This window comes from Mesorhizobium sp. WSM4850, from assembly GCF_055811735.1.
On record NZ_JBVVPV010000012.1, the window covers coordinates 1 to 21,899 of the forward strand.

A 21,899-nucleotide genomic window follows, 5' to 3' on the forward strand; every position below is an offset into this window, starting at 1 on the left:
TTGGGCTTTGAGGTTCAGTTGGACATGATGCATCGACGGCAGTAACAGCGCAAAATCCTCTGGGGAGAGGGCTTTCAGCACATGATTGCGAGGAAGGGACTGGGACACGGCTCTCTCCCGGACGGGCAAGAGCACGTACCCTCTTACTGTCGGCTGCATCCGCAGCACCGGCGGCCGATATCGAAGCATAGGCTGCAATCACGCGATTGGCAAAACCTTCGCCACCCGCGGCCGAACTCCAAACTGAGACAAGGTGGCGGCGGTCGATCCGGCGCACTCGCGCATCCCCGCGCCGGCCCCGCGCAGCTGCGCACAGGGCGGCATAGAAGCCCTTCCAGAAAGCCTTGAAACTGGTGCTGCGAGAGAGGATTGAACTCTGAGTTGCTGTAATGGAATCAACAGCTTACGAGCTTTTTGTAACACTGTGACGTTCATCAAATGACCCAGGCATCAGATCGAACGCTGAGCGGCGCGAACGCAAACCGAGGCGGTATGAGCATCTGCCACCCCTTACAAGAACCTTTTGATGGCGGCCGAAATTTCGGCGGCTTTGTCTTCATATGTCCTGCCCCGGGGCGCTTGGATGACAAGATACAAGTGGCTTGAGGCCATGCCTCCGGCATGCATTTGCGGCAGCTCCGCCGGGCGCAATCACTCTCCGGCCGGCCAGTTCATGTTTCGTCACTGCATCGAAGCAGACATCCACGTCTGATGCTAGGATGTTGCTCGAGCGGCTCGCCGGCAACAAATGAAAAGCCTGCGTCACGTAAAGATCGGATCTCCTCAACTGCAACTTGGCGAGAACGATTTCAAAGACTTTGTTGAATGGCATTTCGGGAAGGTAACCGAGCGGTCCGAGCTGGCGCTGCTTGGCCGAGTGTTCAATCGCTTGAGGATTGACGGTCAATCGGAACAACAACGCGAAACGCTCGCGTCCCGAATTATTTCCAATTACATGGCCGGAGTGGTGGACGAGGAAGAACTTCTGTCGGCTTTGAAACAAGCGCTGGGGCGGTAAGCGACTGGCATGATCCGGAAATGAGAGCCGGTCAGAGAACTCGATCGAGCCGCCGCTGTGATCTCGCCTCTACCAAACAAGTGAGCATCCCCTAATTTATTCATCATGAGACTCCTCTGGTTCTCTCCCTCCGTCTACGTGAAGGCGAAACGTGTCAAGGGAGCCGCTCAGGAACTCATGGCGTGGGACACAAAGGCTCGAAATGGACGAAGGCGGTCCAATCATGCGTTGACGCGTTCGAGGGCAGAGTGTCCCCCCAAGAGGTCCGTGAAGCCTTGAGGCGGCGGCCAAGGAGGCGACCGTATATCTCTCGCCTGAGTAGGAGGTATCATGGCAACCCTTTGGTTCGTCCCTCCGGTGTTCGTGAAGACTGAAACGGAAGGCGCCAGGCATGGCTGCAACAATGCGAGGGCAGCCCTTGAGCAGCTCAAGACGTGGACCCGGAGAGGACCTCACTGGCACAAGGCGTGGACCCTCTGCCTGTCAGCACTGGAGGGCGATCCGATTGACCCTCACGTGATTCGAAAGGCTTTCGTGGCTGCCGCTAAAGAGGCGGAGATGTATCTCTCGCCTGAGTAGGAGGTATCATGGCCATCCATTGGTTTCACCCTCCCGTCAACATCGAGACCGACCGACCTGGGCTCACCTACGGCTGCAACAATGTCGAGGGAGCCGCTGCTGAATTCATGAAGTGGACCAAGCGGGGACTATGTGGAGGCAGTTAAGGCCTGCATGGCCGTCCATGATGGCGAGCGCACGCCCGACGACGTAAGGAAGGCCTTCGAGGTTGCTGTCAAGGAGGAGGGGCTGCTACGCTCCTCCTCTAATTAGGCTCACTTCCGTGGGCGCTGTTGAACACCGGATGCCGCACAGTGAGCTGCGCTATTTGCGTGCGAGCACGACGTGAGCCTCTTGGGCGAACATCAGCTCCCCTCCAGTTGAATAGATTGCCAGCGAAGAACTTACATCACCCATAATCGCTGCGATGACTGCGTCGCGGTGTCCGGCATCCATTCCGCTGACCAGCCCTGCCTGCGGAGTCGCTGCCAGCTGTAGTCGCACATATTCCTTTGACGAGGGGAATCGGATGTTCTGTGTCGTCGTGTGGATGGTCACCTGACGAAATCCCGCCCCGGCCACCAATCGGTAAAGCTCGTCCGCATCGGCGAGTGAATGCTCGGACCGTTTCGTTGCCGAAGCGCCTGGACCGAGGTGTCGATCCAAGGCGTCCACCAGCGCCTTTGCCGCAGGAGTGCGCTCAATAGCGCTGAAAACGCTTAAGGCCAGTCGGCCGTCAGGCACCAGCACCCGGAACATCTCACGTAGCGCACTCGACCGGTCCGGGAAAAACTGCAGTCCGAGCTGGCAAAGAACCAGATCGAAGGTGGCGTCAGGGAACGGCATTTCGAGCGCGCTTCCCTCGTGCCAGTCGATACGCGGTCCAGCGCCTGTCGGGAGGGATCGAGCAACGGCAAGCATGCCCGTGTTGATGTCGAGGCCGACGACCTGCCCACTTCCCATACGCTCGGCCGCCAAGCGTACCACCACGCCGGTGCCGCAAGCTACGTCCAGAACCCGCTCACCAGATTGAGGCGCAGCACGATCCACCAGGTCGGCAGCCCACAGGGCTGTGATTGCCGGGACCAGGTAGCGCTCGTAGAGTTCCGCGGCGCTGCCTTGCAGCTGCCACTGCTCCTGCTCGGCCATAGCGTTCCTTTCCGCACAACGAGCCGCTCGGCAAAAGGCTCGATCGGCGCTTTTAAGCAGTCATCATAGGCGCGCGTCTGTCAAACAAGCAACCGCGCCAACCGGCGGTTGGTAGACGTGCCGCAGCCGGCGCGCGTAGGATTTTTCCACGATCCGCGAACCGGGCATCCCGACCCACCCGAGCTCGGTGACCGCTTGATCGCCCCGTCGCTCTCCTGTGCGGCGGGTTTTTTTGTTTCCTATGGAACACCGGCATGGGCAGGACGTTCGTTCCTGCAGCATCTTCTGTGCTGCGAGATCGGTGTCCCCTCCCGATCGGCCCGCGTCCTTCCCCTCCGTGGGCGCGGGCAACTTCAGATGGACTCTCTCCCTGATTGGAGTAGTCACGTCATGCCGTCGACCTCGATACACAAAACGGAATACGATCCGGAGCGCAAAGTCCTCCCGGTGTGGCTCGTGGCCAGCGGTAAATGCTACCAGTTTGAGGACGTGCCGCCGGAGACCTTCGCCGAGTTCGAAGCCGCCTTCGCCAAGGGCCGCTTCTTCAACGGCCACATCCGAAATCACTTCCGCTACCGTCTAGTTGGACCCGCGGTCGACTGAGCAGCATCAGCGGACGATCTCTCTTTTGGCAGGGATGCGGCTCATTCGTCGCGGCCGTCCGGCCAGCTTTTGCGAGGGTAAGGTCGGACATCGGAACGAAAGGCGGATTCGCGAATTTCTACTGCTAGATAATCGGAATCGTCGCCCATGAGGCTCGCGACCCTCCACCTTGAAACTGCGAGATACGGCGATGTATATCGCGCGGAAAGGCTCGCTCGGTTGAGGCAGCAAATGATCCGGCACATCAAGCGCACTGACGCCTCGGCTCAAAAAGTCGAGCAAGCGCTGGCTAGTTTGGCCGAAGCAAACGCACCCATGGACCGGCTCGCGCGGCATCAGTAGGGCCGCGCTCATGCTCGCCGCATCGGCACGATGTACGGCGGGTTGTTCGGTTGCTGCATGTGGCGTTCTCACCACATCCGTTTCGTGATGCCTGTCCTTAGCCACCTGGGGCCGCAGAATTGTAGACATGTGGACACGACCGCACGTCCATATGTCATCATCTATCGGTGTTGGGGCCACTCAAGCGTCCGCTGTTAGACTAGGCGACACCCTGTAGATTGGAACGACACCCTGGAGATTCGAAACATGGCGCTCAAGCGGATGGACAACGTAGGAATCGTCGTCGAAGATCTCGGAGGCACGATCGATTTCTTTCGCGAACTCGGCCTCGAGCTCGAAGGGCGGTCCACGATCGAAGGAGAATGGGCCGGACGTGTCACTGGACTGGGCGATCAGCGTGTCGAGATTGCCATGCTGCGCACACCGGACGGCCACAGCCGGCTCGAGCTCTCCCGCTTCCTCACGCCGCCTGTCGTCGCAGATCACCGGAACGCCCCGGTCAACGCCTTCGGCTACCTCCGCGTCATGTTCGCCGTGGACGACATCGACGAGACGCTTGAAAGGCTCCGCACGCGCGGCGCGCAGCTCGAAGGCGAAGTAGTCCAGTATAAAGACGCGTATCGGCTCTGCTACATCCGTGGGCCTGAAGGGCTCCTCATCGGACTAGCCCAAGACCTCAGCTGAGCGCAATACGAAGACAAATGGCGAAGAGTGACCAATGCCAGCGAGCGCGTCCGAGGCCGACCCGCCTGTTCGACGTCCATCCCTCCACGGTCGGCCGCGCTACACGCATGCAATTATCGAAACGTGGGCATGCTGCCACGAAACGGCGCCTCGCGCCTTTGCTCGACCGCATCGACGTCCTGGATCTTGGCGGCGGTTAAGGCCTGCATGGCCGTTCGCGTCGGGCAGCGGCGCCCTGAATTCACGACGATGATGTGCAACCACCGCCACGTCTTCGCGTTTAACCGCCTTCACTCCTGGGGAGCGACGAAAATGACGGCGTTTGTCCCGATTACAAATCACAGGCCGATGGTGGTCGCGTCGATAGCCGACGCTGCGAAAGCGCTTCAGCAACCATGGCCATTCATGGACAAGCCGTCCCGGCTTGAAGCAATCCGAATGATCGAGGAATGCCTGGCCGGACATTGCAGTCACCAAGCTGCGTTCGCCGCCTTCGAGGCGGCTGCAACGGAACAGGGACTTCATAAGCAGAAGCCCCCAAGCGAAGGCCTCAAGAAGTTCGACGGGGTTGCTGAAGATCTGATGTGGGGTGATGCCCGTCCTCGCCACCTTGGAACCGCTGACAGGCCTCGCCTAGGCGGACGTGGTCAGGACCACCCGCAAATCGAGGAATGGCGGTGGTCTCTTGCTGCGCATTCCCTAGCTAACGACATTCCAATTGCCAAGGAACGCGATGGAGACGGCGAAGACCGGAGCGAGTAACCAGCGGGCTTGGTGGACGCTATTTTCCATGGGCTCTTCCAGTGAACTCACAGTGAGCAACGACTAGGGGCAGCCGCGGTTCCGGATGGTGCGATGTCCAGTCTGTTGCGCGAACAGTGAGACTTTGGTCCTGTCTGAGATCGGCCCGAAGCTCCCAGCCAAAGGAACTTTTGCAGCTGCCGCGGGTTCGGTGAGTATCGCGCGTGACGATGCTGTTCGGCGCGACAGGACTCACATAGGAGGCAACTATGAAAATGCGACTTTCCACTGCAGCCGCGGGATTTCTGCTGCTGGCAGGTATCGGCGCTGCTGCCGCTCAGGACGTAGTCATCGAGCCTGAACAGGAGACCGTCATCAGGGAATATGTGAAGAAGCAGCCGCTCGCATCGGTGAAGGTCCCTGGGATAGAGCTCAATATCGGCTCAACGCTGCCCGAGACGGTCGAGCTTCATGAAGTTCCCGACACCAAATACAGTTACGTGATGGTCGACAACCGGACCGTTGTCGTTGATCCAGGCACACGCAAGATCATCAAAGTCATCGAGTGACCTAAGCGACTGGGAGCACAGCCCGCGGTGCCGAAAGGTATAGCAGGACACTAAATCTGGAAGTCGGTCTGATCCAACAGACCATTGCCTGCCCTCTCTCGTAGGCAATGGTCTGTCGGCTCATCCGGCAACTTGCGGCCCAACCCAACGCATTGGGGCTGCAACGGTTTCGCGCGGCAATGCCGGGTCTCGTTATCGGTCAATCTCATTGCTGCTTTCGCTCTCGTTCTCTTTCAATCTCTTCAGGTTCCTCTTTGTCGAACTTGACCGTCTCGCTATCAGCCTTGCCGACGGCGCAAAGCAGTTCGTCCGTCTTGGCGTGAAGGGCCTGAGTATCGGGATGTTCGGCGCGCTGGATGAAAAGCGTCATGGCCCGTGTCGCTAGCGTCGCAATCGAATGCCAATCGAGGCTGCGTGCGTCATAGACAAGCCAAAGCCCGGCATAGGCCAGGAAAATCAAAAACGCCTGCGGGCCGCGACGTCAGCGTGCCAATGTGTGTGATGGTGCCCCGAACTGGGTGGTTTGCCATGTGCAAGAATTCCTACGCATCTTCATAGGACAGAAGCTCATGCTCTGGCTCGTAGTGATGAAGTGCCTGGCCCAAGATCGCGCTAATCGAAATCTTGCCGGCGGATAGGACAGCGCTCGAGATGCTCCGCCCCGGGCTGATCGGCCGGTCGTGAACTTTACCCTGTAGCTGGCTGGCCTCGCTGTTTCTCATTTCCGCTCACGCAGCGCCTCGCGGGTTCTGTCAGAGCGGCCCGGTTGTTGCCGTGGCTTTTGATAAGTTGGCGGACTTGGTCTGCCGAGACACCGTTCTGCTGGGTAAAATACTCGATCTCGTAGTCGTCACCGGCGGATACGCGGTCGCGGAAATCTCGCTCGCTCATGTCATCGCCCATGGCGTTCTCCTGTGAGCTTCGAATCAATTGCAACGCCGGCAAACCGATTTCGTTGCCGCGGGCCTGCGGGATCAAGTTCTGTTCACACGGGAGAATGCCAGCACTGCCGGACCTCACTTTGTTTTTCGGAACCGATTCGAAACGGGGATATTGATTCAAATCGAAGCGTCTGGAGTCCAATTGCATGCTTACCGAGCCTGGCATTGGCCGGCTGTCGTTTATTGAATTCCAGATGCCCACGCTGGTCGAGAAGCCGCCCAAGGGCGATGGATGGATTCACGAAATCAAATACGATGGCTATCGGACCCAGCTGATCATCCAGCGGGGCAAGGCGCAGGCCTTCACCCGAAGGGGCTTCGACTGGACCGACCGATACGGCCCGATTGTCGGTGCCGCGGCTGAGCTGAAAGCAAAGCGCGCAATCATCGATGGCGAGGCGACTGTATTAGGCGCTACCGGCCTTCCTGACTTTCAGGCACTACGCCGCGAGCTTGGAAAAGCTGAGTCAACGAAGCTGATCTTCCACGCTTTCGATCTGCTTCACCTCAACGGCAAGAATCTGCGGGACGCTCCGCTGCTGGAACGCAAGCGCGCCTTGCAACGTCTCTTGAGAGGCGCGCCGCCGGCGCTGGTCTATGTCGATCATTATGAGGGCGACGGCCCGACAGTGTTCGAGCACGCCTGCGAAATGGGCCTGGAGGGGATCGTGTCGAAGCGTGCAGATTCCCGCTACCGCTCCGGCCGGCAGGAGAGTTGGCTCAAGCTCAAATGCATCAAGAGCGACAACTTTCCGATCGTTGCCTTCGTCGAGAAGCTGGGGGCGAAGCCGCGCAGGATTGCCTCGCTTTATCTCGGCCGCCGCGAAGGGAATCGCGTCCACTATGCCGGCAAGGCGCAAAGCGGCTACAGCCTGCGCGATGCACGCGAAGTGCGCGAACGATTGGACCCACTGATTGTGGCGAAATCTCCACTCTCGGAACCGATAGACAAGCCCAAGGCAACTTGGGTGCACCCAGCAGTCGAGGCCGAAATCCAATATAGCGGGATCACCGATGACGGACTGCTGCGTGAGGCGGTGTTCAAGGGGCTGCGCGATGATCTGAGCCCACCAGCCCGCGCGCCGCCTTTAGGCCGCAAGCGGCCGCCGTCCGATGAAAGTTTCGGCGTGCCGCCCGAAAACATTCTGCAATTGCTGCCCGACGCCGTCGTGCCCTCGAAAGAGGATCTGATCGGATATTGGACGAAGGTAGCGAGGAAGGCGCTCGTCCACCTTGGCCGACGCCCGCTCAAGCTGGTTCGCCACTCCCACGGCGTCACGTTCTATCACAAGGGCAGATTGCCCAAAGTTCCGGATGCCGTGCATCAGCTGCGAGTTCAGAAACGCGAAGGTGGCGAAGGTGTGAGGCTGTGGGTTGATGACCTTGATGGGCTTCTTGGCTTGGTGGAAATGGGCGTTGTCGAATTGCACCCATGGAACGCCACCATTGATGATATCGAGCATGCCGACCACCTCGTAATAGATCTGGATCCTGGCGAAGGAGTCGAATGGGAGCTAGTTGCCGGCACGGCTTTGGCGCTCCGCGATATGCTGCGTTCAGCAGGACTCGACAGCTGGCCGAAGGTGACTGGCGGCAAAGGCGTGCATGTGATGGCGCCGCTGAACGCTGCGATCACCCACGATGCGGCCAGGCAGTATGCACGCAGGCTGGCGCAGCAGCTGGTCAACAAGTATCCCGATCGCTACCTGTTGGCGGCTGCGCCGTCCGCCCGCGTAGGGCGGATCTTCCTGGATTATCTCCGAAATGGGCGAGGAAACACGGCGGTCGGTGCGTATTCGCCAAGAGCCGGACCACACTTTCCGATAGCAGCTCCCGTAACCTGGAGCCAGGTCGAAAAGGGAATTCTGCCAGACGCGTTCACGCTGCAAAGCCCATTTCGACCGACGCCGCAGACAAGCCTGCGGAAAGCGGGTCGCGCTCGTGCCATTTTTTCAGATCGCCCGACGTGAAGGAAGACCAGAGACTCTATAATCAGTCGGCGGATCTGGAGATCGTGGCTCGACCAAGGCCAATCTTCCGCACGCGTCAAAGTGGATTGGAATAGGGTCGCAGATTGTCCCCGAAAACCGCTCCTCCGGACCCGAAATGAAGGCAAGTAGATAGTCCTGGTCACCATGTGTAAGAAGGCGCCCGGCATATATCTCGCAGTCGGGTGTGCCGTATAGGAATGGACCGTCCGCCGGTTTCCATGGCCCCAAGGGATGATCGGCACCAAGATAGTGGATGCCCGCTACCGGCTCTCCCGGATAGTTGCGTTTGAATTCTTCCGACCAACATTGTGAATGTGTGCAGAAGAGGCAGAACCATTTGTCGCCCCGCTGGAAGACTTGGGGGACCTCGATTTCCCCGAAAGATCCGACATAAACCGGAGGCTGAAGCTGCCAATTTACAAGATCGTGCGAATGGGCAACGCCAATTGCACCAGAGGCATTGGTATCCGATGGCATCGGCGATCGGGCCGTGAAATACATCAGCCAGCCAGAGCCCTCGGGGTCACGTATCACCCAAGGATCCCGCAGCGAGCAGTCCTTCCAGCGCCGCGGAACGCAACCCTCGTAATACTCGGCATTCTCACCGGTGCGCTCGAGCGCAAGGCCCTGCCTTCTCCAATGGACTAGATCGGCGCTACTCGCGCGTCCGATTCGTTGTATCTTGCCCTCTTCAGCGCGTGATGTCCCGGTATAGAAGAGGGTCCATGAATTCCTGTCGTTCCGCACAATGCAGCCGGTCCAGATCGTCAGATCATCAAAAGACGGAGTTTTGCTCGGCCGGAAAACCGTTCCCCGATACGTCCATTTGCGCAGGTCAGGACTTGTGGCAAGGCCCTAGGTGACATTCCAGTGTCGCAGTTCGGGATTCCCTAGCGAGCGATCGGCCTGCAGAAAGAAGGCATGCCAGAGTCCCTGATCATCCCGGCAATACCAGCTGTCCCATATCCATTTTCCTTCGACGGTCAACATTGGATGCCTCTGACGTCGCATTGCCAACCACTGCTGAAAGAAAACCATCAGCGCGCGCTAACGTTCCGCTTCAAGGCTTACGGCCGGGGAGGCAACCCGACTAATCTTGATTCCAAATATCGTGCGAACTTGGTTTCGGACTTGGTTGCCCAACGCGCGGTTCAGGTTGACCTTGTCGGCGGCCTGTCTGCCGGCCTTTAGGCGTCGGTCGCTACGCGGGCCGATGCCCGACACACCAGCCGTATTTCGGGATGGGTTCGAGCTCTTCCAGGCGGTCGTTCAGGCACCGGACCAGGCCGACTTGGAACGATCGGGTCAGGTGCCGACGGCGAAGCGATCCCCGATAGGCGCGCCTCTGCTTGAAGCGCCGGCTTTCGACGTCGCGGTAGCGGGGTCGGTCCACCTTCACGCGGTGGACCGGGACGCAAGTTTAGGTCGTTGCAAACCCGCGTTCAGGACGATCTGGCGATTTTCTAACTACCGTCATAGGACCCAAAAGGGGAGAAACCTAGCAGGCCCGCGCCGAACCAAGGTGTGAGCGTTATGGCGTTCACCTCGATACGCAAACGGAATACGATCCGGAACGCAGAACCCTCTCGGCGTGGTTCGTGGCCAGCGGTAAATGTTACCAGTCTGAGGACGTGCCGCCGGAGACCTTCGCCGCGTTCAAAGCCGCCATTGTGAATGCCGCTACTTCAAGACCACATCCGCAATCGCTTCCGATCCGGTGTGGTTACGACCGGCGACGGTGCCGGATGACATCGTATGGACCAAGCGCGTCATTCAGGCTGGTGGCGACGCTATGTGGTGGTAGAAGACTCGTCCGACGACCCCGGCAAACGATCGCGAATGGCTTCCTCAGTTCTGTTTGCGGTCGATTCCACAACTTTGCCGACCTTGCCTGCTAGGGTGCCTGCATCTCCACCCGAGCCTTGCCGGTCGGCCTCTTCCTTGACCGTTTCGTAGGCCTCGGCGGCAACTTGCTTTGCTTGCTCCAGGCCCGTTTCGAAAACCTCCTCCGCACTGTCGCGAATTTTGTCGCGGTAGGCGCCAAGTTGCTCGTCCTCTGTGGCTGTGTGGGGCAGCATCACCCCGATGGCAGTGCCCAGCGCAAGGCCGACTGCGGCGATAGCCAGCGGTTCGCGCTCGAAGAGGTCTTGTGCCGATTGGCGCGTCCGAGCCGCTATCTCGCTGGCGCTTGAGCCGAGCTGTCCGGCGGTTTTTGTCATCCTCTCCTTGGCGCCCGTTGCAGCGTTTGCTGCAGCTTCGGCCGCGTCGCTTGCTGCTGATGTAACCGAACCGGCGGTATCGGAGAGCATCGCCCCGATTCCGGACCCTTCGTTGCCCTGGCTGAAATCATCGCCGCGCAAGTTAGAGAAAGCGTCAGGAGCTGTGCCTGTCCGATAGGCGGCGGCAGCTGAGTTGGTTGCCGACGTGCCGTCGCCGAGCATCAGCCAGGCCAGGCCGGCTCCAATCAACGTCAATGGCAACGGGTTGTCCCTGACTTGCGACTTGAGATTGCCAAGCATGGCAGATCCCTCGCCACCGGCGAACATCCCGGTAAATTCGTCGATCAATTGACCCGGTGTCATCTTGCTGCGGATCGAATCGGCGGTGTCTGCTACTTTAGCACGGGCGATGTCGGCATCGCGTTCGAGCTCGGCTGCGGATTTTTCGCTCATCTTATTTGATCCTTGATCACGCGCGCGTCGCGCTTGAGTTGGTCTTGTGTGCGATCAGGCGTCAGCTCGGAAGGAGCCATGCTTTTCGTGCCGGAGCGCAAGAGAATGATCCCCAGTACCGCGACGACGATCCCGACAAGCAGCGAGGACCATCCCGCTCCCAGGCCGGCACTCGCCAGGGCGATTACGAGTGCTTGCAAAAGCACCATCAAGGCCGCGAGAAGGCATATGGCGCCGGCCAGAACCTCGGCGGCGCCTGTGCCGGCCTTGCTGATTTTCTCCGACATTTCGGCCCGCAACAGCCTACTTTCGGTTTGAAGCAGGCTTGTGACCTGCTGTGCCAGATCGCTGACGAGGGTTGCGAGGCCGCGACTTTCCTGATTGTTGTTCATGGGTTCTGCTCCAGGCTTGCGCCTGCCAAATCCCTGTCGTCTCTGGGCTGATTGAAGGGGGGCGGCGTAGTGTCAGGTGCCTCTGCCGATCGCGTAGCGGACTGATCCGAGTTCGAAACCGTTTCTGAACCCCCGTCTGTTTGCGATCGACTCGGTGTCTCGGTCCGAGCAGATGGCGGCGTGCTCTTGATAAACCGCCCCAGCGCCAAGCCTGCCAATACTGAGCCGGCTATCAGCGCCCCTGAGTTTTCGCGGCCGAAAGTCCGCATCTCGCCAAGAACATCTTCGAATGGTTTGTCCTTCAACGAAGATGAAAGGCGTTCAAGCGAGCCGGCGGCATCGAGGGTGAACTTCGAAGCGGTCCGTTGATTATTATTCGCCAGATGCTCGCTTGCTGCTCGCAAGGCTCCGCTAAAGGCCTTCAGGTTGGAGCTGATATCGCGCTGTGTTCCCTCGGCTTTGTCGAACAACGCCTGCTTCGCTTCAGCAGCGTAGTCGCCCGCCTTCCTGGCGAGTTCGTCGCGAGCGCCGTGTAGCGCCTCTGTCGCGGTCTGCGTTTCCTGCTGGAACCGTTCAGACAGTTCGCTTTTGGCTGTTTCGAAATCGGCCGGCTTACGGCCCTGATCGTCTTCGCGCTGCATGGTATCTCCTAATGGAATCCGAGGAAGGAGAGGATCGCAAGCACGACGACGACAAGGCCGATGAGATAAATGACACTGTTCATGGTGGCAATCTCCTCCATTGCCTAACGAACTTGGCGGGGGCAAACAGGTTCCATCACTTCCAGCTAAATTAGCAGTAAGAATTCGGTGCCAAAACCGGCGTCCATCGCATGGACTTCTAGCGACAGCGCGCCCATGGCGTGGGTCCAAGGGAAATATCCAAATGAACCAGGGCATCAATAGGCCCCTCCGAAAGCTGATCCGTTCAAGATGGCTGCCGGGAACCAGCCTCCGCAAGACACGTTGCTGAGTCACCGAACTTCTCAAAAAGGATGCTTGCTATGGCGAAAGAGATACCTCGCGAGGAAGAGCAACGCGGCACAGGAAGGGTCCTCATGTGGGGCGCCGTGATCACCGCTGTGCTTTTTGTTGCCCTACTGGCCACATTCGTCCTCGGGCCGCTCTGATCTGAGATACTCACCGCCCTAACCTCTGGAGCTTGTTCCTGCGGCGGACCAAAAGCTGCCGGCCGGCGCCTACCAGGCAACGCCCACTGCTCACAGAGCACTATTAGCTGACGCTAATGTTGCGCTTCAAGGGGCTTTTGGCCGGGGAGGCAGCGACCTGCGGGACGGGATGTCGTGGTCACCGCCGGGTATCGACTGCGCTTTGCAGGCGATCGGAACTAACGGTCTGTGGCAGCGTTGCGATGGCAGTAAGACAATGCTGACCAACGGAGACAGACATGACAGACTCCAAGGAACGTCTGGTGCAGTGGCTTCGCGACGCTCACGCCATGGAAGAACAAGCCGAGACCATGTTGAGCGGCCAAATCGAGCGTCTCGAAAACTATCCCGAGATTCGCGACCGGATGAACATGCATCTCGAAGAAACGAGGCAACAGGCAAAACGTCTTGAACAATGCCTCGATCGGATCGGCGACGGATCTTCGACGCTGAAGGACGCCGGCGGTAAGCTAATCGCCATCGGACAGAACATCAGCGGCATGTTTGCAGGCGATGAGGTGATGAAAGGATCACTGGCTAGCTACACATTCGAACATATGGAAATCGCCAGCTACAAAATGCTCATTGCCGCAGCCGGCGAGGTCGGCGACTCCGAGACCCAAAGAGCGTGTAAAGAAAACCTCCGCGAAGAAGAGGCGATGGCAGATTGGCTGGAAAACCAACTCGGCACGGTCACCAGCGAGTTCCTCAGACGCGACGAGCGGGATGCTGACACCGCGAAACGGTGACATGCCTAAAGTCTTGCGATCGCGTTGTAGAAATCCTTCGGCGGTACGAGGCTGATCGACGTCAAACCCGGTAGGGCTTCAGACGCGAAGGGATGGCGGATTGGTTGACGTTCTAAAAGAAACCGCTCCCTCTCAGCGCGATGTTCGAAGCAGAACCTGCGCGAGGCTTGCTAGGCCTCGCGAAAATCCCAGCCGGCATGGTTTGTGCAGCCAGGATGTTCGCACGCATGCTGATTCCCGGGCGCTATGACCTGTTCTGGCCGTGGGAGCCTGAATCTCGTCGCACATCACCTTCATCGTATGGGAATGGATACACGTCGATGTCAAGGGGCTGCGCTTGTCGATCTTGTGCCAACCAATTCCGTTGAAGGAATCTGCAGCGATCACGAGAGCCTTGCGTGTCAAGTGGTTGAACGATTTCAATGGGATAAACTGGTGCTGCGAGAGAGGATTGAACTCTCGACCTCTCCCTTACCAAGGGAGTGCTCTACCACTGAGCTACCGCAGCCGCTGATGGCGGGGCTTCTGCCATATCGAACCGGCAAGCGCAAGGCCAAGCGCAAGCGATCTGTGAAAGCCCGCTCCGACGGCTTTTGCGGACATGGCAGCGCCACATTGTTGGCTCCCTGAATAGCGGGTCAGCCGGGACGGAACCATGAACGACAAGGCAACTCCAACTGACAAGGGCGGGCCATCGAAAAAGGACAGCCCACCGAAGAAGGCTGACCGCCAGACCCGGCTCGCCGAGCAATTGCGCGCCAATCTGCAGAAGCGCAAGGCGCAGTCGCGCTCGCGACGCACTGGCGAGGCTGACAAGCGGCCGGAAGGGTTCGGCGCCTTAAGGGAAACGCAAAAGGATTGATATCAACAGGCTGGCCAGGGCGAGAATCCTGTTTCTTGAACCAAGCCGGCCAATGGTTTAGACGGGCCACAACAGACTCAACCGATTAAACCGGCCTTTCGGCCGAGGGGACGCTCTTCCATGGATCGCATCAGAATTGTCGGCGGCAACAAGCTTGCCGGAAGCATCCCGATCTCGGGCGCGAAGAACGCCGCGCTGCCGCTGATGATCGCTTCGCTGCTCACCGACGACACGCTGACCCTGGAAAACGTGCCGCATCTGGCCGATGTCGAGCAGTTGATCCGCATCCTCGGCAATCATGGCGTCGACTACTCGGTCAACGGACGCCGCGAAAAGCAGCAGGAGGGCTATTCGCGCACCGTCACTTTCTCCGCCCGCAACATCGTCGATACAACGGCCCCCTACGAGCTGGTGTCGAAGATGCGCGCCTCCTTCTGGGTGATCGGCCCGCTGCTTGCCCGCATGGGCGAGGCCAAGGTGTCGCTGCCCGGCGGTTGCGCCATCGGCACGCGGCCGGTCGACATTTTCCTGGAAGGCCTCCAGGCGCTGGGCGCCGATATCGACGTCGACACCGGCTATGTCATCGCCAAGACCAGGAACGGCCGTCTTGTCGGCAATCGCTACGTCTTCCCGAAAGTGTCGGTCGGCGCCACCCATGTGCTGATGATGGCGGCGTCCCTGGCCAAGGGCGAGACGGTGCTCGAAAACGCCGCCCGCGAGCCTGAGATCTTTAACCTCGCCGAATGCCTCAACGCCATGGGCGCCAGGATTTATGGCGCTGGCACCGAGACCATCACCATCGACGGCGTCGAGGCGCTGTCGGGCGCGCGCGTCCGGGTGATACCCGACCGCATCGAGACCGGCACCTATGCGATGGCCGTCGCCATGACCGGCGGCGATGTCGTGCTCGAAGGCGCGCGGGCGGACCTGCTGCAGACCGCGCTCGACGTGATTTCCCAAACCGGCGCCGAGATCACGCAGACCAATTCCGGCATCCGCGTCAGGCGCAACGGCGCCGGCATTGCGCCGGTCGACGTGACGACAGCGCCGTTCCCGGCGTTCCCGACCGACCTGCAGGCGCAGTTCATGGGCCTGATGACGATGGCCAAGGGCAAGTCGCGCATCACCGAGACGATCTTCGAAAACCGCTTCATGCACGTCCAGGAACTTGCCCGGCTCGGCGCCCACATAACATTGTCCGGCCAGACGGCGATCGTCGACGGCGTGCCGAAGCTGAAGGGCGCGCCGGTGATGGCGACCGACCTTCGCGCTTCGGTGTCGCTGGTCATCGCCGGCCTGGCAGCCGAAGGCGAGACCACGGTCAACCGGGTCTATCATCTCGACCGCGGTTTTGAGCGGCTGGAAGAAAAGCTGTCCGGCTGCGGCGCGGAGATCGAGCGGATTTCGGGGTAGAGGTAACGGCCTGAGGTCGGCGCTGCCCCTCATCTGCCTGCCGGCATCTTGTCCCCGTATAGTGACGGGGAGAAGGGGCTGGCCGCGACCTCGGCGCCCTTTCTGCAACGCCGGATATTGGCGAAATCCTTGCGAAGGCGTCCCTCTCCCCGCCACTATGCGGGGAGAGGATGCCGGCAGGCAGGTGAGGGGCGGCGCAAACCTGATGCGATTGTGCTGGAATCCGTGGCGCGGTTGCACGGATCGCCAAGACCGCCTAACAGAAAACTGATGTAATCCTTCGCAGGTGCGAACTCCGCATGAACCTTCTCAAGCTTGTCGCGCTCGACGATCAGGATCTGAGCATCGTCTCGGCCCATGTCCAGGACGCCGTGCTCAAGGTCGGCGACCTCGAATACATGCCGGCGGTCAAGCGCTTCATGATGACGATGAACCGCTTCGTCTGGGAGGCGAAATCCGGTTTCTTCCGCCAGCACAATGAGCGGCGGCAAAGCGTGCTGCATTTCGACCGGGTGCTGGGCGCCAAGACCAGCGGCATTGCCCGCGACAAGCCGGACGAGGTGCTGTCGCTGCTGGCGATCAGCTTCGTCGCGCTCGACAAGCCGGCCGGCATTGTCGAGCTGATCTTTTCAGGCGGCGGCGCGATCATGCTCGATGTCGAGTGCATCGAGGCGCGGCTGGCTGACATTGGCGGCGCCTGGGAAGCGACGTCGCGTCCCTTCCACGGAGCCTGAGGACACAAGATGGCCATCACGCTTCGTCTGTCCGATGCCGATTTCGAGCAGCGGTTTGCCGCGTTCCTTTTGACCAAGCGCGAGGTCTCGGAGGACGTCGACGCGGTGGTGCGCGCGATCATCGCGCGGGTGCGCGCCGAGGGCGACGCGGCGCTCATCGACTACACGCAGAGATTCGAAAAGGCCGATATGAAAGGCCTCGGCATTGCCGTGTCGCAAGACGACATCGCCAAGGCCTACGATGCGGCCGACCCGCAGACGATCGAGGCGCTCAAATTCGCCCGTGACCGCATCCGTTCGCATCACGAGCGGCAGCGGCCGAACGACGACCGTTATACCGACGCTGCCGGCGTCGAGCTCGGCTCGCGCTGGACCGCGATCGAGGCGGTCGGGCTCTATGTGCCGGGCGGTACGGCGAGCTATCCAAGCTCGGTGCTGATGAGCGCCGTGCCGGCCAAGGTCGCCGGCGTCGAGCGCGTCGTCATGGCGGTGCCGGCGCCCGGCGGCATCATTAATCCGCTGGTGCTGGTGGCGGCGGACCTGACCGGCATAACCGAGATCTACCGCGTCGGCGGCGCGCAGGCGATCGCAGCGCTTGCCTACGGCACCGAAACGATAAAGCCGGTCGCCAAGATCGTCGGCCCCGGCAATGCCTATGTCGCGGCGGCCAAGCGCCAGGTGTTCGGCACGGTCGGCATCGACATGATCGCCGGGCCATCGGAAGTGCTTGTCGTGGCCGACGGCAATAACGATCCGGACTGGATCGCCGCCGACCTGCTTGCCCAGGCCGAGCATGACGTGTCGGCGCAGTCGATCCTGATCACCGACGATCCTGTCTTCGGCGCGGCGGTCGAACAGGCGGTCGAACGCCAGTTGCAAAACCTGTCGCGCGCCGGGACGGCGGCGGCGAGCTGGCGCGATTTCGGCGCCGTCATCCACGTCCCCCGAATCGAGGCGGCGCTGCCGCTGGTCGACCGCATCGCGGCCGAGCATGTCGAGCTTGCCATCGACGAGCCGGAAGCCTTCCTGGCGCGGATGCGCAATGCCGGCGCCGTCTTTCTCGGCCGCCACACGCCGGAAGCCATCGGCGACTATGTCGGCGGCTCCAACCACGTGCTGCCGACGGCGCGCTCGGCGCGCTTCTCGTCCGGGCTTTCGGTGCTCGATTTCGTCAAGCGCACCTCGATCCTGAAGCTCGGGCCGGAGCAATTGCGGGCGCTGGCGCCGGCGGCCATCGCGCTGGCCACAGCGGAAGGCCTCGACGGGCATGGACGCTCCGTCGCCATCCGGCTGAATATGTAGCTGACATGGCGGACTACGATCGAACCCGTGCCAGGCTCATCGATGTCGAACTCGACGAATCGATCGGCCGTTCGACGCCCGACGTCGAGCATGAGCGGGCGGTGGCGATCTTCGACCTGATCGAGGAAAACAGCTTCCAGCCGGTCAATGACGACGGCGCCGGGCCCTACCGGCTAAAACTGTCGCTGGCCGAATCCCGCCTGGTCTTCGCGGTGACGCGCGAGGATGGCGCGGCGGTCGTAACCCACATCCTGTCGCTGACGCCACTCAGGCGCATCGTCAAGGACTATTACATGATCTGCGAAAGCTATTACGATGCCATCCGCACCTCGACGCCCAGCCAGATCGAGGCGATCGACATGGGCCGGCGCGGCCTGCACAATGAGGGCTCGCAGACACTGATGGACCGGCTGGCCGGCAAGATCGACATCGATTTCGACACGGCGCGCCGGCTGTTCACGCTGGTCTGCGTACTGCACTGGCGAGGCTGAACTGTCAGTCCCTCTGCCCCGCTCGATCCCGCCCCGCTCGATCCTGTTCGTCTGCGCCATGAACGCCGTGCGCTCGCCGATGGCCGAACTGCTGGCGCGCAAAGTGCTTCCGGCCGCGACCTTCGTCGCGTCGGCCGGGGTGCGCGGCGGCGAACGCGACCCGTTCGTCGACGCCGTGCTGGCCGAGGACGGGCTTTCGCTCGGCGACCGGCACCCGAGGACACTGGACGATCTCGAGGACGACTATTTCGACCTGATCATCACGCTGTCGCCGGAAGCCCATCACACCGCGCTCGAGCTTACCCGCTCGCTTTCCGTCGACGTCGAATATTGGCCGATGCCGGACCCGACTGGCGTCGGCGGCACGCGCGAGCAGATCATGGCCGCCTATCGCGAGGTGCGCGAACGGCTGAAGGCGCGGATCGGCCGCCGTTTTCTGGCGCCGGAAGCAGAGAAACCGGGCTGATTTAAGCATGTTCACAAGCGCACGATTATCATATAGGTTCCGCCCAAATTCCGGCTAGAGTCGGATGATTTCAGGTCTGTTCGACCTGAAATCTGAATCCGCCTCTAAATCCAAGAAGTAGAGCATGATGTCGTCCGAAAACCGCTTCACACTTTTCGGCATCATGCTCTAGGCGCTGGGAATCCATCCAAGCAAAGGTATCGAATGCCGAAGGAAGAAGTCCTCGAGTTTCCGGGTGTCGTCACGGAATTATTGCCCAATGCGATGTTCAGGGTGAAGCTTGAAAACGAACACGAAATCATCGCCCACACCGCCGGCCGCATGCGCAAGAACCGTATCCGCGTGCTGACCGGCGACAAGGTCCTTGTCGAGATGACACCCTACGACCTGACCAAGGGCCGCATCACCTACCGTTTCAAGTAAGATCGTCAGAGCTCGGCCGGGATCGCGATGAGCATTTTGCAGAAGCTCGTGCTTGCCTCGGGTTCGCCGCGCCGGATCGAACTGCTGCAGCAGGCCGGCATCGAGCCGGACCGCGTGCTGCCGGCCGGCGTCGACGAAACGCCGCTGCGCGCCGAGCATCCACGCTCGCTGGCCAAGCGCCTGTCGAAGGAAAAGGCCGAAAAGGCGCTGGCCTCGCTGCAGACGGAAGAGGATTATGCACCGAGCTTTGTGCTGGCCGCCGACACGGTGGTCGCCGTCGGCCGGCGCATCCTGCCCAAGGCCGAAACGTTCGACGACGTCGTCAATTGCCTCGGACTGCTGTCCGGCCGTTCGCACCGGGTCTATTCCGGCATCTGCCTGGTTACGCCGAGCGGCAAGCTGCGCCAGCGACTGGTCGAGACCAGGGTGCGTTTCAAGCGGCTGCCGCGCGCCGAGATCGACGCCTATGTGGCCTCGGGAGAATGGCGCGGCAAGGCCGGCGGCTACGCCGTCCAGGGTCTGGCCGGCGCCTTCGTCGTCAAGCTTGTCGGCTCCTACACCAACGTCGTCGGCCTGCCGCTCTATGAGACGGTGGCGCTGCTGGCCGGCGAGGGCTTCAAGGTGCATGCCAACTGGCAGTCAGTTCGGCCATGAACTCGGGTGCGGACGACAAGGTCACGCCGCTGCGCCCCAAGCGGCCCTGCCCCGAATGCGGCAAGCCGTCGGCGCGCGAGACCTACCCGTTCTGCTCCGTGCGCTGCAAGGACATCGACCTCAACCGCTGGCTCAAGGGCACCTATGTCATTTCGGGCCGCGACGACGAGGACGAAACGGACAACGACCCTCCCAAATGAAGCTGTTCGGCACGGCTTGGTGACTTCGACCACGTCCCATGAATCGAGCTGTCCAGTGATTGCTCGTTTGCCGCTTGAAATCAACGCTTAGGCGCTGGACAGGCCGGATTCCCGTGCTATAACCCACGCGCTTTCAAGGGGCGCCTGCGGCGCTTTCAAGAAATCCGGCGTGCAGAACTGCCCGCGTGCCGGAACAGGCCCAGATAGCTCAGTTGGTAGAGCAGCGGACTGAAAATCCGCGTGTCGGTGGTTCGAATCCGCCTCTGGGCACCATTCCCTCTTCTCCCGACAGTCTCTTTCGCCGAAGCTTCTACGCTTCTGTCTTGGCAACTAGCTGAAATCCTTGGTGATTTTAGTGCGCAAGGCGCGGTTGGTCGGGTTTTGTGGAATTTCGGCGTGGTTGGTCCAACGAGGCGGAGGGCTGGTATTTTCGCTGGTATTGGAGATCCTGATGGTATCGATGCAGCCAAATGGAGGTCCCGAAAATGGCGCTGACCGACGTGAAATGCCGAAATGCCCGACCCGCTTCCAAGCTCGTGAAATTTTCTGACGGTGGCGGGCTCCAGCTTTGGGTGCAGCCTACCGGATCTCGGCTATGGCGCCTCGCCTATCGTTTTGGGGGCAAGCAGAAGCTTCTGGCGTTCGGCAGCTATCCCCTCATCTCCCTCGCTGAGGCACGCGAGGCGCGCGATACCGCCAAACGTCTTCTCCTACATGGCATCGACCCCGCACAGGAGCGTAAGTCGCAAAAGGCTTCAGCAGAGGACACCTTTCGCTCAATCGCGGAGGATTATGTCGACAAGCTGAAGAAGGAGGGACGTGCCGACCGGACCATCACCAAGGTCAAATGGTTGCTCGACTTTGCCTATCCAACATTTGGGGACAAAAGCATAAGGGAGATCGATCCGGCCACAATTCTTGCTGCTCTCCGCAGCGTGGAGGTTCGCGGTCGATACGAGTCGGCCAGGCGACTGCGCTCCACCATCGGCAGCGTGTTTCGATATGCAATCGCAACCGCACGCGCCGATGTAGATCCGACGATCGCCCTGAGGGGCGCACTCGTCGGTCCGACGGTCACGCCGCGTGCCGCAGTTACCGATCCTAAGGCCTTGGGAGGCTTGCTGAGGGCGATCAATGCGTTTGACGGACAGCCAACAACCCGAGCCGCCCTGAAGCTGATGGCCCTGCTGTTTCCCCGCCCCGGCGAGCTGCGCGCGGCCGGATGGGACGAGTTCGATTTCGAAAGGTCGGTGTGGAGCATCCCTGAAGGACGCATGAAGATGCGAAGGCCGCACCGTGTACCTCTTTCCAGGCAGGCGGTCAGCGTCCTGACCTCACTCAGAGAAATCTCTGGTGGTGGATCGCTGTTGTTTCCTAGTGTTCGATCGGGTTCGCGTCCGATTTCCGACAACACGCTTAACGCCGCCCTTCGCCGTATGGGCTATAGCAAAGAGGAAGCTACCGCGCACGGTTTTCGAGCAACGGCATCAACTCTGCTAAACGAATGCGGAAATTGGCATCCGGATGCCATAGAGCGGCAACTGGCCCACATCGAAAACAACGATGTTCGTCGTGCCTACGCCCGGGCTGAGCATTGGGAAGAGCGTGTCAAGATGATGCAGTGGTGGGCAGATTATTTGGATGAACTCGAGAGGCTAGTGATCTCGAGCGGGCGACGCGGCAGGCCTGCCGTTCATACACCATCGCGACCGTCCACTTTGAACCCAACAGCGACGGCACACCAAACACCGAGATGAATCTCCAACCGGACGACCAA

General features: G+C 60.5%; 26 protein-coding genes, 2 tRNA genes and 1 pseudogene. 21 read left to right on the top strand and 8 right to left on the bottom strand.

Going from position 1 to position 21,899, the window contains the following annotated elements:
- Nucleotides 1–748 precede the first annotated feature (748 nt).
- From AC0L2Z_RS14100 to AC0L2Z_RS14110, 3 genes are all read left to right on the top strand, one after another.
- Nucleotides 749–1,018, top strand: a complete 270-nt coding sequence (locus AC0L2Z_RS14100; RefSeq protein ID WP_473628394.1) for a hypothetical protein — start codon at nucleotides 749–751, stop codon at nucleotides 1,016–1,018.
- Nucleotides 1,019–1,348: 330 nt separating this feature from the next.
- Nucleotides 1,349–1,597 (top strand): DUF982 domain-containing protein, encoded by a 249-nt coding sequence (locus AC0L2Z_RS14105; RefSeq protein ID WP_027155572.1) that lies wholly within the window; start codon nucleotides 1,349–1,351, stop codon nucleotides 1,595–1,597.
- Nucleotides 1,598–1,750: 153 nt separating this feature from the next.
- On the top strand, nucleotides 1,751–1,849 hold the full coding sequence (locus AC0L2Z_RS14110; RefSeq protein WP_023800259.1) for a hypothetical protein: 99 nt from the start codon (nucleotides 1,751–1,753) through the stop codon (nucleotides 1,847–1,849).
- 51 nt (nucleotides 1,850–1,900) lie between these two features.
- On the opposite strand, the gene AC0L2Z_RS14115 is transcribed toward AC0L2Z_RS14110, so the two are convergent.
- Nucleotides 1,901–2,725, bottom strand: coding sequence for a class I SAM-dependent methyltransferase (locus tag AC0L2Z_RS14115; protein WP_473628395.1), 825 nt, complete (start codon nucleotides 2,723–2,725; stop codon nucleotides 1,901–1,903).
- Between the two features lie 390 nt (nucleotides 2,726–3,115).
- On the opposite strand from AC0L2Z_RS14115, the gene AC0L2Z_RS14120 reads away from it, so the two are divergent.
- The 4 genes from AC0L2Z_RS14120 to AC0L2Z_RS14135 all read left to right on the top strand — a co-directional run bounded on the left by AC0L2Z_RS14120 (nucleotide 3,116) and on the right by AC0L2Z_RS14135 (nucleotide 5,664).
- Nucleotides 3,116–3,328: a KTSC domain-containing protein gene (locus AC0L2Z_RS14120; protein ID WP_473628397.1), complete on the top strand. Its 213-nt coding sequence runs from the start codon at nucleotides 3,116–3,118 to the stop codon at nucleotides 3,326–3,328.
- 588 nt (nucleotides 3,329–3,916) lie between these two features.
- A complete protein-coding gene (locus AC0L2Z_RS14125) occupies nucleotides 3,917–4,354 on the top strand; it encodes a VOC family protein (RefSeq protein ID WP_473628399.1) in 438 nt (145 codons plus the stop codon).
- Nucleotides 4,355–4,561: 207 nt separating this feature from the next.
- On the top strand, nucleotides 4,562–5,116 hold the full coding sequence (locus AC0L2Z_RS14130; protein WP_473628401.1) for a DUF982 domain-containing protein: 555 nt from the start codon (nucleotides 4,562–4,564) through the stop codon (nucleotides 5,114–5,116).
- Between the two features lie 248 nt (nucleotides 5,117–5,364).
- Complete coding sequence (locus tag AC0L2Z_RS14135; RefSeq protein ID WP_091597134.1) at nucleotides 5,365–5,664, top strand: DUF1236 domain-containing protein; 300 nt, start codon at nucleotides 5,365–5,367, stop codon at nucleotides 5,662–5,664.
- A gap of 205 nt (nucleotides 5,665–5,869) precedes the next feature.
- Here AC0L2Z_RS14135 and AC0L2Z_RS14140 read toward each other — a convergent pair whose 3' ends face one another.
- A complete protein-coding gene (locus AC0L2Z_RS14140) occupies nucleotides 5,870–6,124 on the bottom strand; it encodes a low affinity iron permease family protein (protein WP_287225365.1) in 255 nt (84 codons plus the stop codon).
- Between the two features lie 227 nt (nucleotides 6,125–6,351).
- Nucleotides 6,352–6,753, bottom strand: coding sequence for a DUF3606 domain-containing protein (locus AC0L2Z_RS14145; RefSeq protein WP_287225363.1), 402 nt, complete (start codon nucleotides 6,751–6,753; stop codon nucleotides 6,352–6,354).
- Here AC0L2Z_RS14145 and ligD point away from each other — a divergent pair.
- Complete coding sequence (gene ligD, locus AC0L2Z_RS14150; RefSeq protein WP_473628403.1) at nucleotides 6,752–8,575, top strand: DNA ligase D; 1,824 nt, start codon at nucleotides 6,752–6,754, stop codon at nucleotides 8,573–8,575. The genes AC0L2Z_RS14145 and ligD overlap by 2 nt on opposite strands.
- On the opposite strand, the pseudogene AC0L2Z_RS14155 reads toward ligD, so the two are convergent.
- A pseudogene (locus tag AC0L2Z_RS14155) lies at nucleotides 8,558–9,436 on the bottom strand (hypothetical protein); the annotation flags it as partial. The gene ligD and the pseudogene AC0L2Z_RS14155 sit on opposite strands and share 18 nt — an antisense overlap.
- Before the next feature lie 758 nt (nucleotides 9,437–10,194).
- On the opposite strand from AC0L2Z_RS14155, the gene AC0L2Z_RS14160 reads away from it, so the two are divergent.
- Nucleotides 10,195–10,494 carry a hypothetical protein gene (locus AC0L2Z_RS14160; protein ID WP_287225358.1) on the top strand — a complete coding sequence of 100 codons (300 nt, stop codon included), beginning with the start codon at nucleotides 10,195–10,197 and terminating at the stop codon, nucleotides 10,492–10,494.
- On the opposite strand, the gene AC0L2Z_RS14165 is transcribed toward AC0L2Z_RS14160, so the two are convergent.
- From AC0L2Z_RS14165 to AC0L2Z_RS14175, 3 genes are read right to left on the bottom strand one after another with little or no spacing between them, the layout of a single operon-like run.
- On the bottom strand, nucleotides 10,387–11,268 hold the full coding sequence (locus AC0L2Z_RS14165) for a hypothetical protein (RefSeq protein ID WP_027155576.1): 882 nt from the start codon (nucleotides 11,266–11,268) through the stop codon (nucleotides 10,387–10,389). The genes AC0L2Z_RS14160 and AC0L2Z_RS14165 overlap by 108 nt on opposite strands.
- Nucleotides 11,265–11,660 carry a phage holin family protein gene (locus AC0L2Z_RS14170; RefSeq protein WP_473628405.1) on the bottom strand — a complete coding sequence of 132 codons (396 nt, stop codon included), beginning with the start codon at nucleotides 11,658–11,660 and terminating at the stop codon, nucleotides 11,265–11,267. The genes AC0L2Z_RS14165 and AC0L2Z_RS14170 overlap by 4 nt, the downstream gene beginning before the upstream one ends.
- Nucleotides 11,657–12,301: a hypothetical protein gene (locus tag AC0L2Z_RS14175; protein ID WP_473628407.1), complete on the bottom strand. Its 645-nt coding sequence runs from the start codon at nucleotides 12,299–12,301 to the stop codon at nucleotides 11,657–11,659. The genes AC0L2Z_RS14170 and AC0L2Z_RS14175 overlap by 4 nt, the downstream gene beginning before the upstream one ends.
- Before the next feature lie 766 nt (nucleotides 12,302–13,067).
- On the opposite strand from AC0L2Z_RS14175, the gene AC0L2Z_RS14180 reads away from it, so the two are divergent.
- A complete protein-coding gene (locus AC0L2Z_RS14180) occupies nucleotides 13,068–13,577 on the top strand; it encodes a ferritin-like domain-containing protein (RefSeq protein ID WP_027155497.1) in 510 nt (169 codons plus the stop codon).
- Nucleotides 13,578–14,010: 433 nt separating this feature from the next.
- Here the strand turns inward: AC0L2Z_RS14180 and AC0L2Z_RS14185 are convergent.
- Nucleotides 14,011–14,085: transfer RNA gene (locus AC0L2Z_RS14185), tRNA-Thr, on the bottom strand.
- Nucleotides 14,086–14,232: 147 nt separating this feature from the next.
- Between AC0L2Z_RS14185 and AC0L2Z_RS14190 the strand changes: the two genes are divergently transcribed.
- From AC0L2Z_RS14190 to AC0L2Z_RS14240, 11 genes are all read left to right on the top strand, one after another.
- A complete protein-coding gene (locus tag AC0L2Z_RS14190) occupies nucleotides 14,233–14,439 on the top strand; it encodes a hypothetical protein (protein WP_287176425.1) in 207 nt (68 codons plus the stop codon).
- A 120-nt stretch (nucleotides 14,440–14,559) separates the two neighbouring features.
- Entirely contained in the window at nucleotides 14,560–15,852 is a 1,293-nt protein-coding gene (gene murA / locus AC0L2Z_RS14195; RefSeq protein ID WP_473628409.1) for a UDP-N-acetylglucosamine 1-carboxyvinyltransferase, read from the top strand.
- A 299-nt stretch (nucleotides 15,853–16,151) separates the two neighbouring features.
- On the top strand, nucleotides 16,152–16,586 hold the full coding sequence (locus AC0L2Z_RS14200; protein WP_128175663.1) for a DUF2948 family protein: 435 nt from the start codon (nucleotides 16,152–16,154) through the stop codon (nucleotides 16,584–16,586).
- Nucleotides 16,587–16,595: 9 nt separating this feature from the next.
- Nucleotides 16,596–17,888, top strand: a complete 1,293-nt coding sequence (hisD, locus tag AC0L2Z_RS14205) for a histidinol dehydrogenase (protein ID WP_473628410.1) — start codon at nucleotides 16,596–16,598, stop codon at nucleotides 17,886–17,888.
- Nucleotides 17,889–17,893: 5 nt separating this feature from the next.
- Nucleotides 17,894–18,379, top strand: coding sequence for a UPF0262 family protein (locus AC0L2Z_RS14210; protein WP_027155503.1), 486 nt, complete (start codon nucleotides 17,894–17,896; stop codon nucleotides 18,377–18,379).
- A 1-nt stretch (nucleotide 18,380) separates the two neighbouring features.
- A complete protein-coding gene (locus tag AC0L2Z_RS14215; RefSeq protein ID WP_473524168.1) occupies nucleotides 18,381–18,845 on the top strand; it encodes an arsenate-mycothiol transferase ArsC in 465 nt (154 codons plus the stop codon).
- Nucleotides 18,846–19,049: 204 nt separating this feature from the next.
- Nucleotides 19,050–19,268, top strand: coding sequence for a translation initiation factor IF-1 (infA, locus tag AC0L2Z_RS14220; RefSeq protein WP_006200926.1), 219 nt, complete (start codon nucleotides 19,050–19,052; stop codon nucleotides 19,266–19,268).
- Between the two features lie 27 nt (nucleotides 19,269–19,295).
- Nucleotides 19,296–19,922 carry a Maf-like protein gene (locus AC0L2Z_RS14225; protein ID WP_023803279.1) on the top strand — a complete coding sequence of 209 codons (627 nt, stop codon included), beginning with the start codon at nucleotides 19,296–19,298 and terminating at the stop codon, nucleotides 19,920–19,922.
- Entirely contained in the window at nucleotides 19,919–20,122 is a 204-nt protein-coding gene (yacG, locus tag AC0L2Z_RS14230; RefSeq protein ID WP_473628412.1) for a DNA gyrase inhibitor YacG, read from the top strand. The genes AC0L2Z_RS14225 and yacG overlap by 4 nt, the downstream gene beginning before the upstream one ends.
- 197 nt (nucleotides 20,123–20,319) lie before the next feature.
- A tRNA-Phe gene (locus AC0L2Z_RS14235) sits at nucleotides 20,320–20,395 on the top strand.
- A gap of 212 nt (nucleotides 20,396–20,607) precedes the next feature.
- The gene (locus tag AC0L2Z_RS14240) at nucleotides 20,608–21,879 is read left to right on the top strand and encodes a tyrosine-type recombinase/integrase (protein WP_473628413.1); all 1,272 of its coding nucleotides are present in this window, start codon (nucleotides 20,608–20,610) and stop codon (nucleotides 21,877–21,879) included.
- The last annotated feature ends 20 nt before the right edge of the window (nucleotides 21,880–21,899 follow it).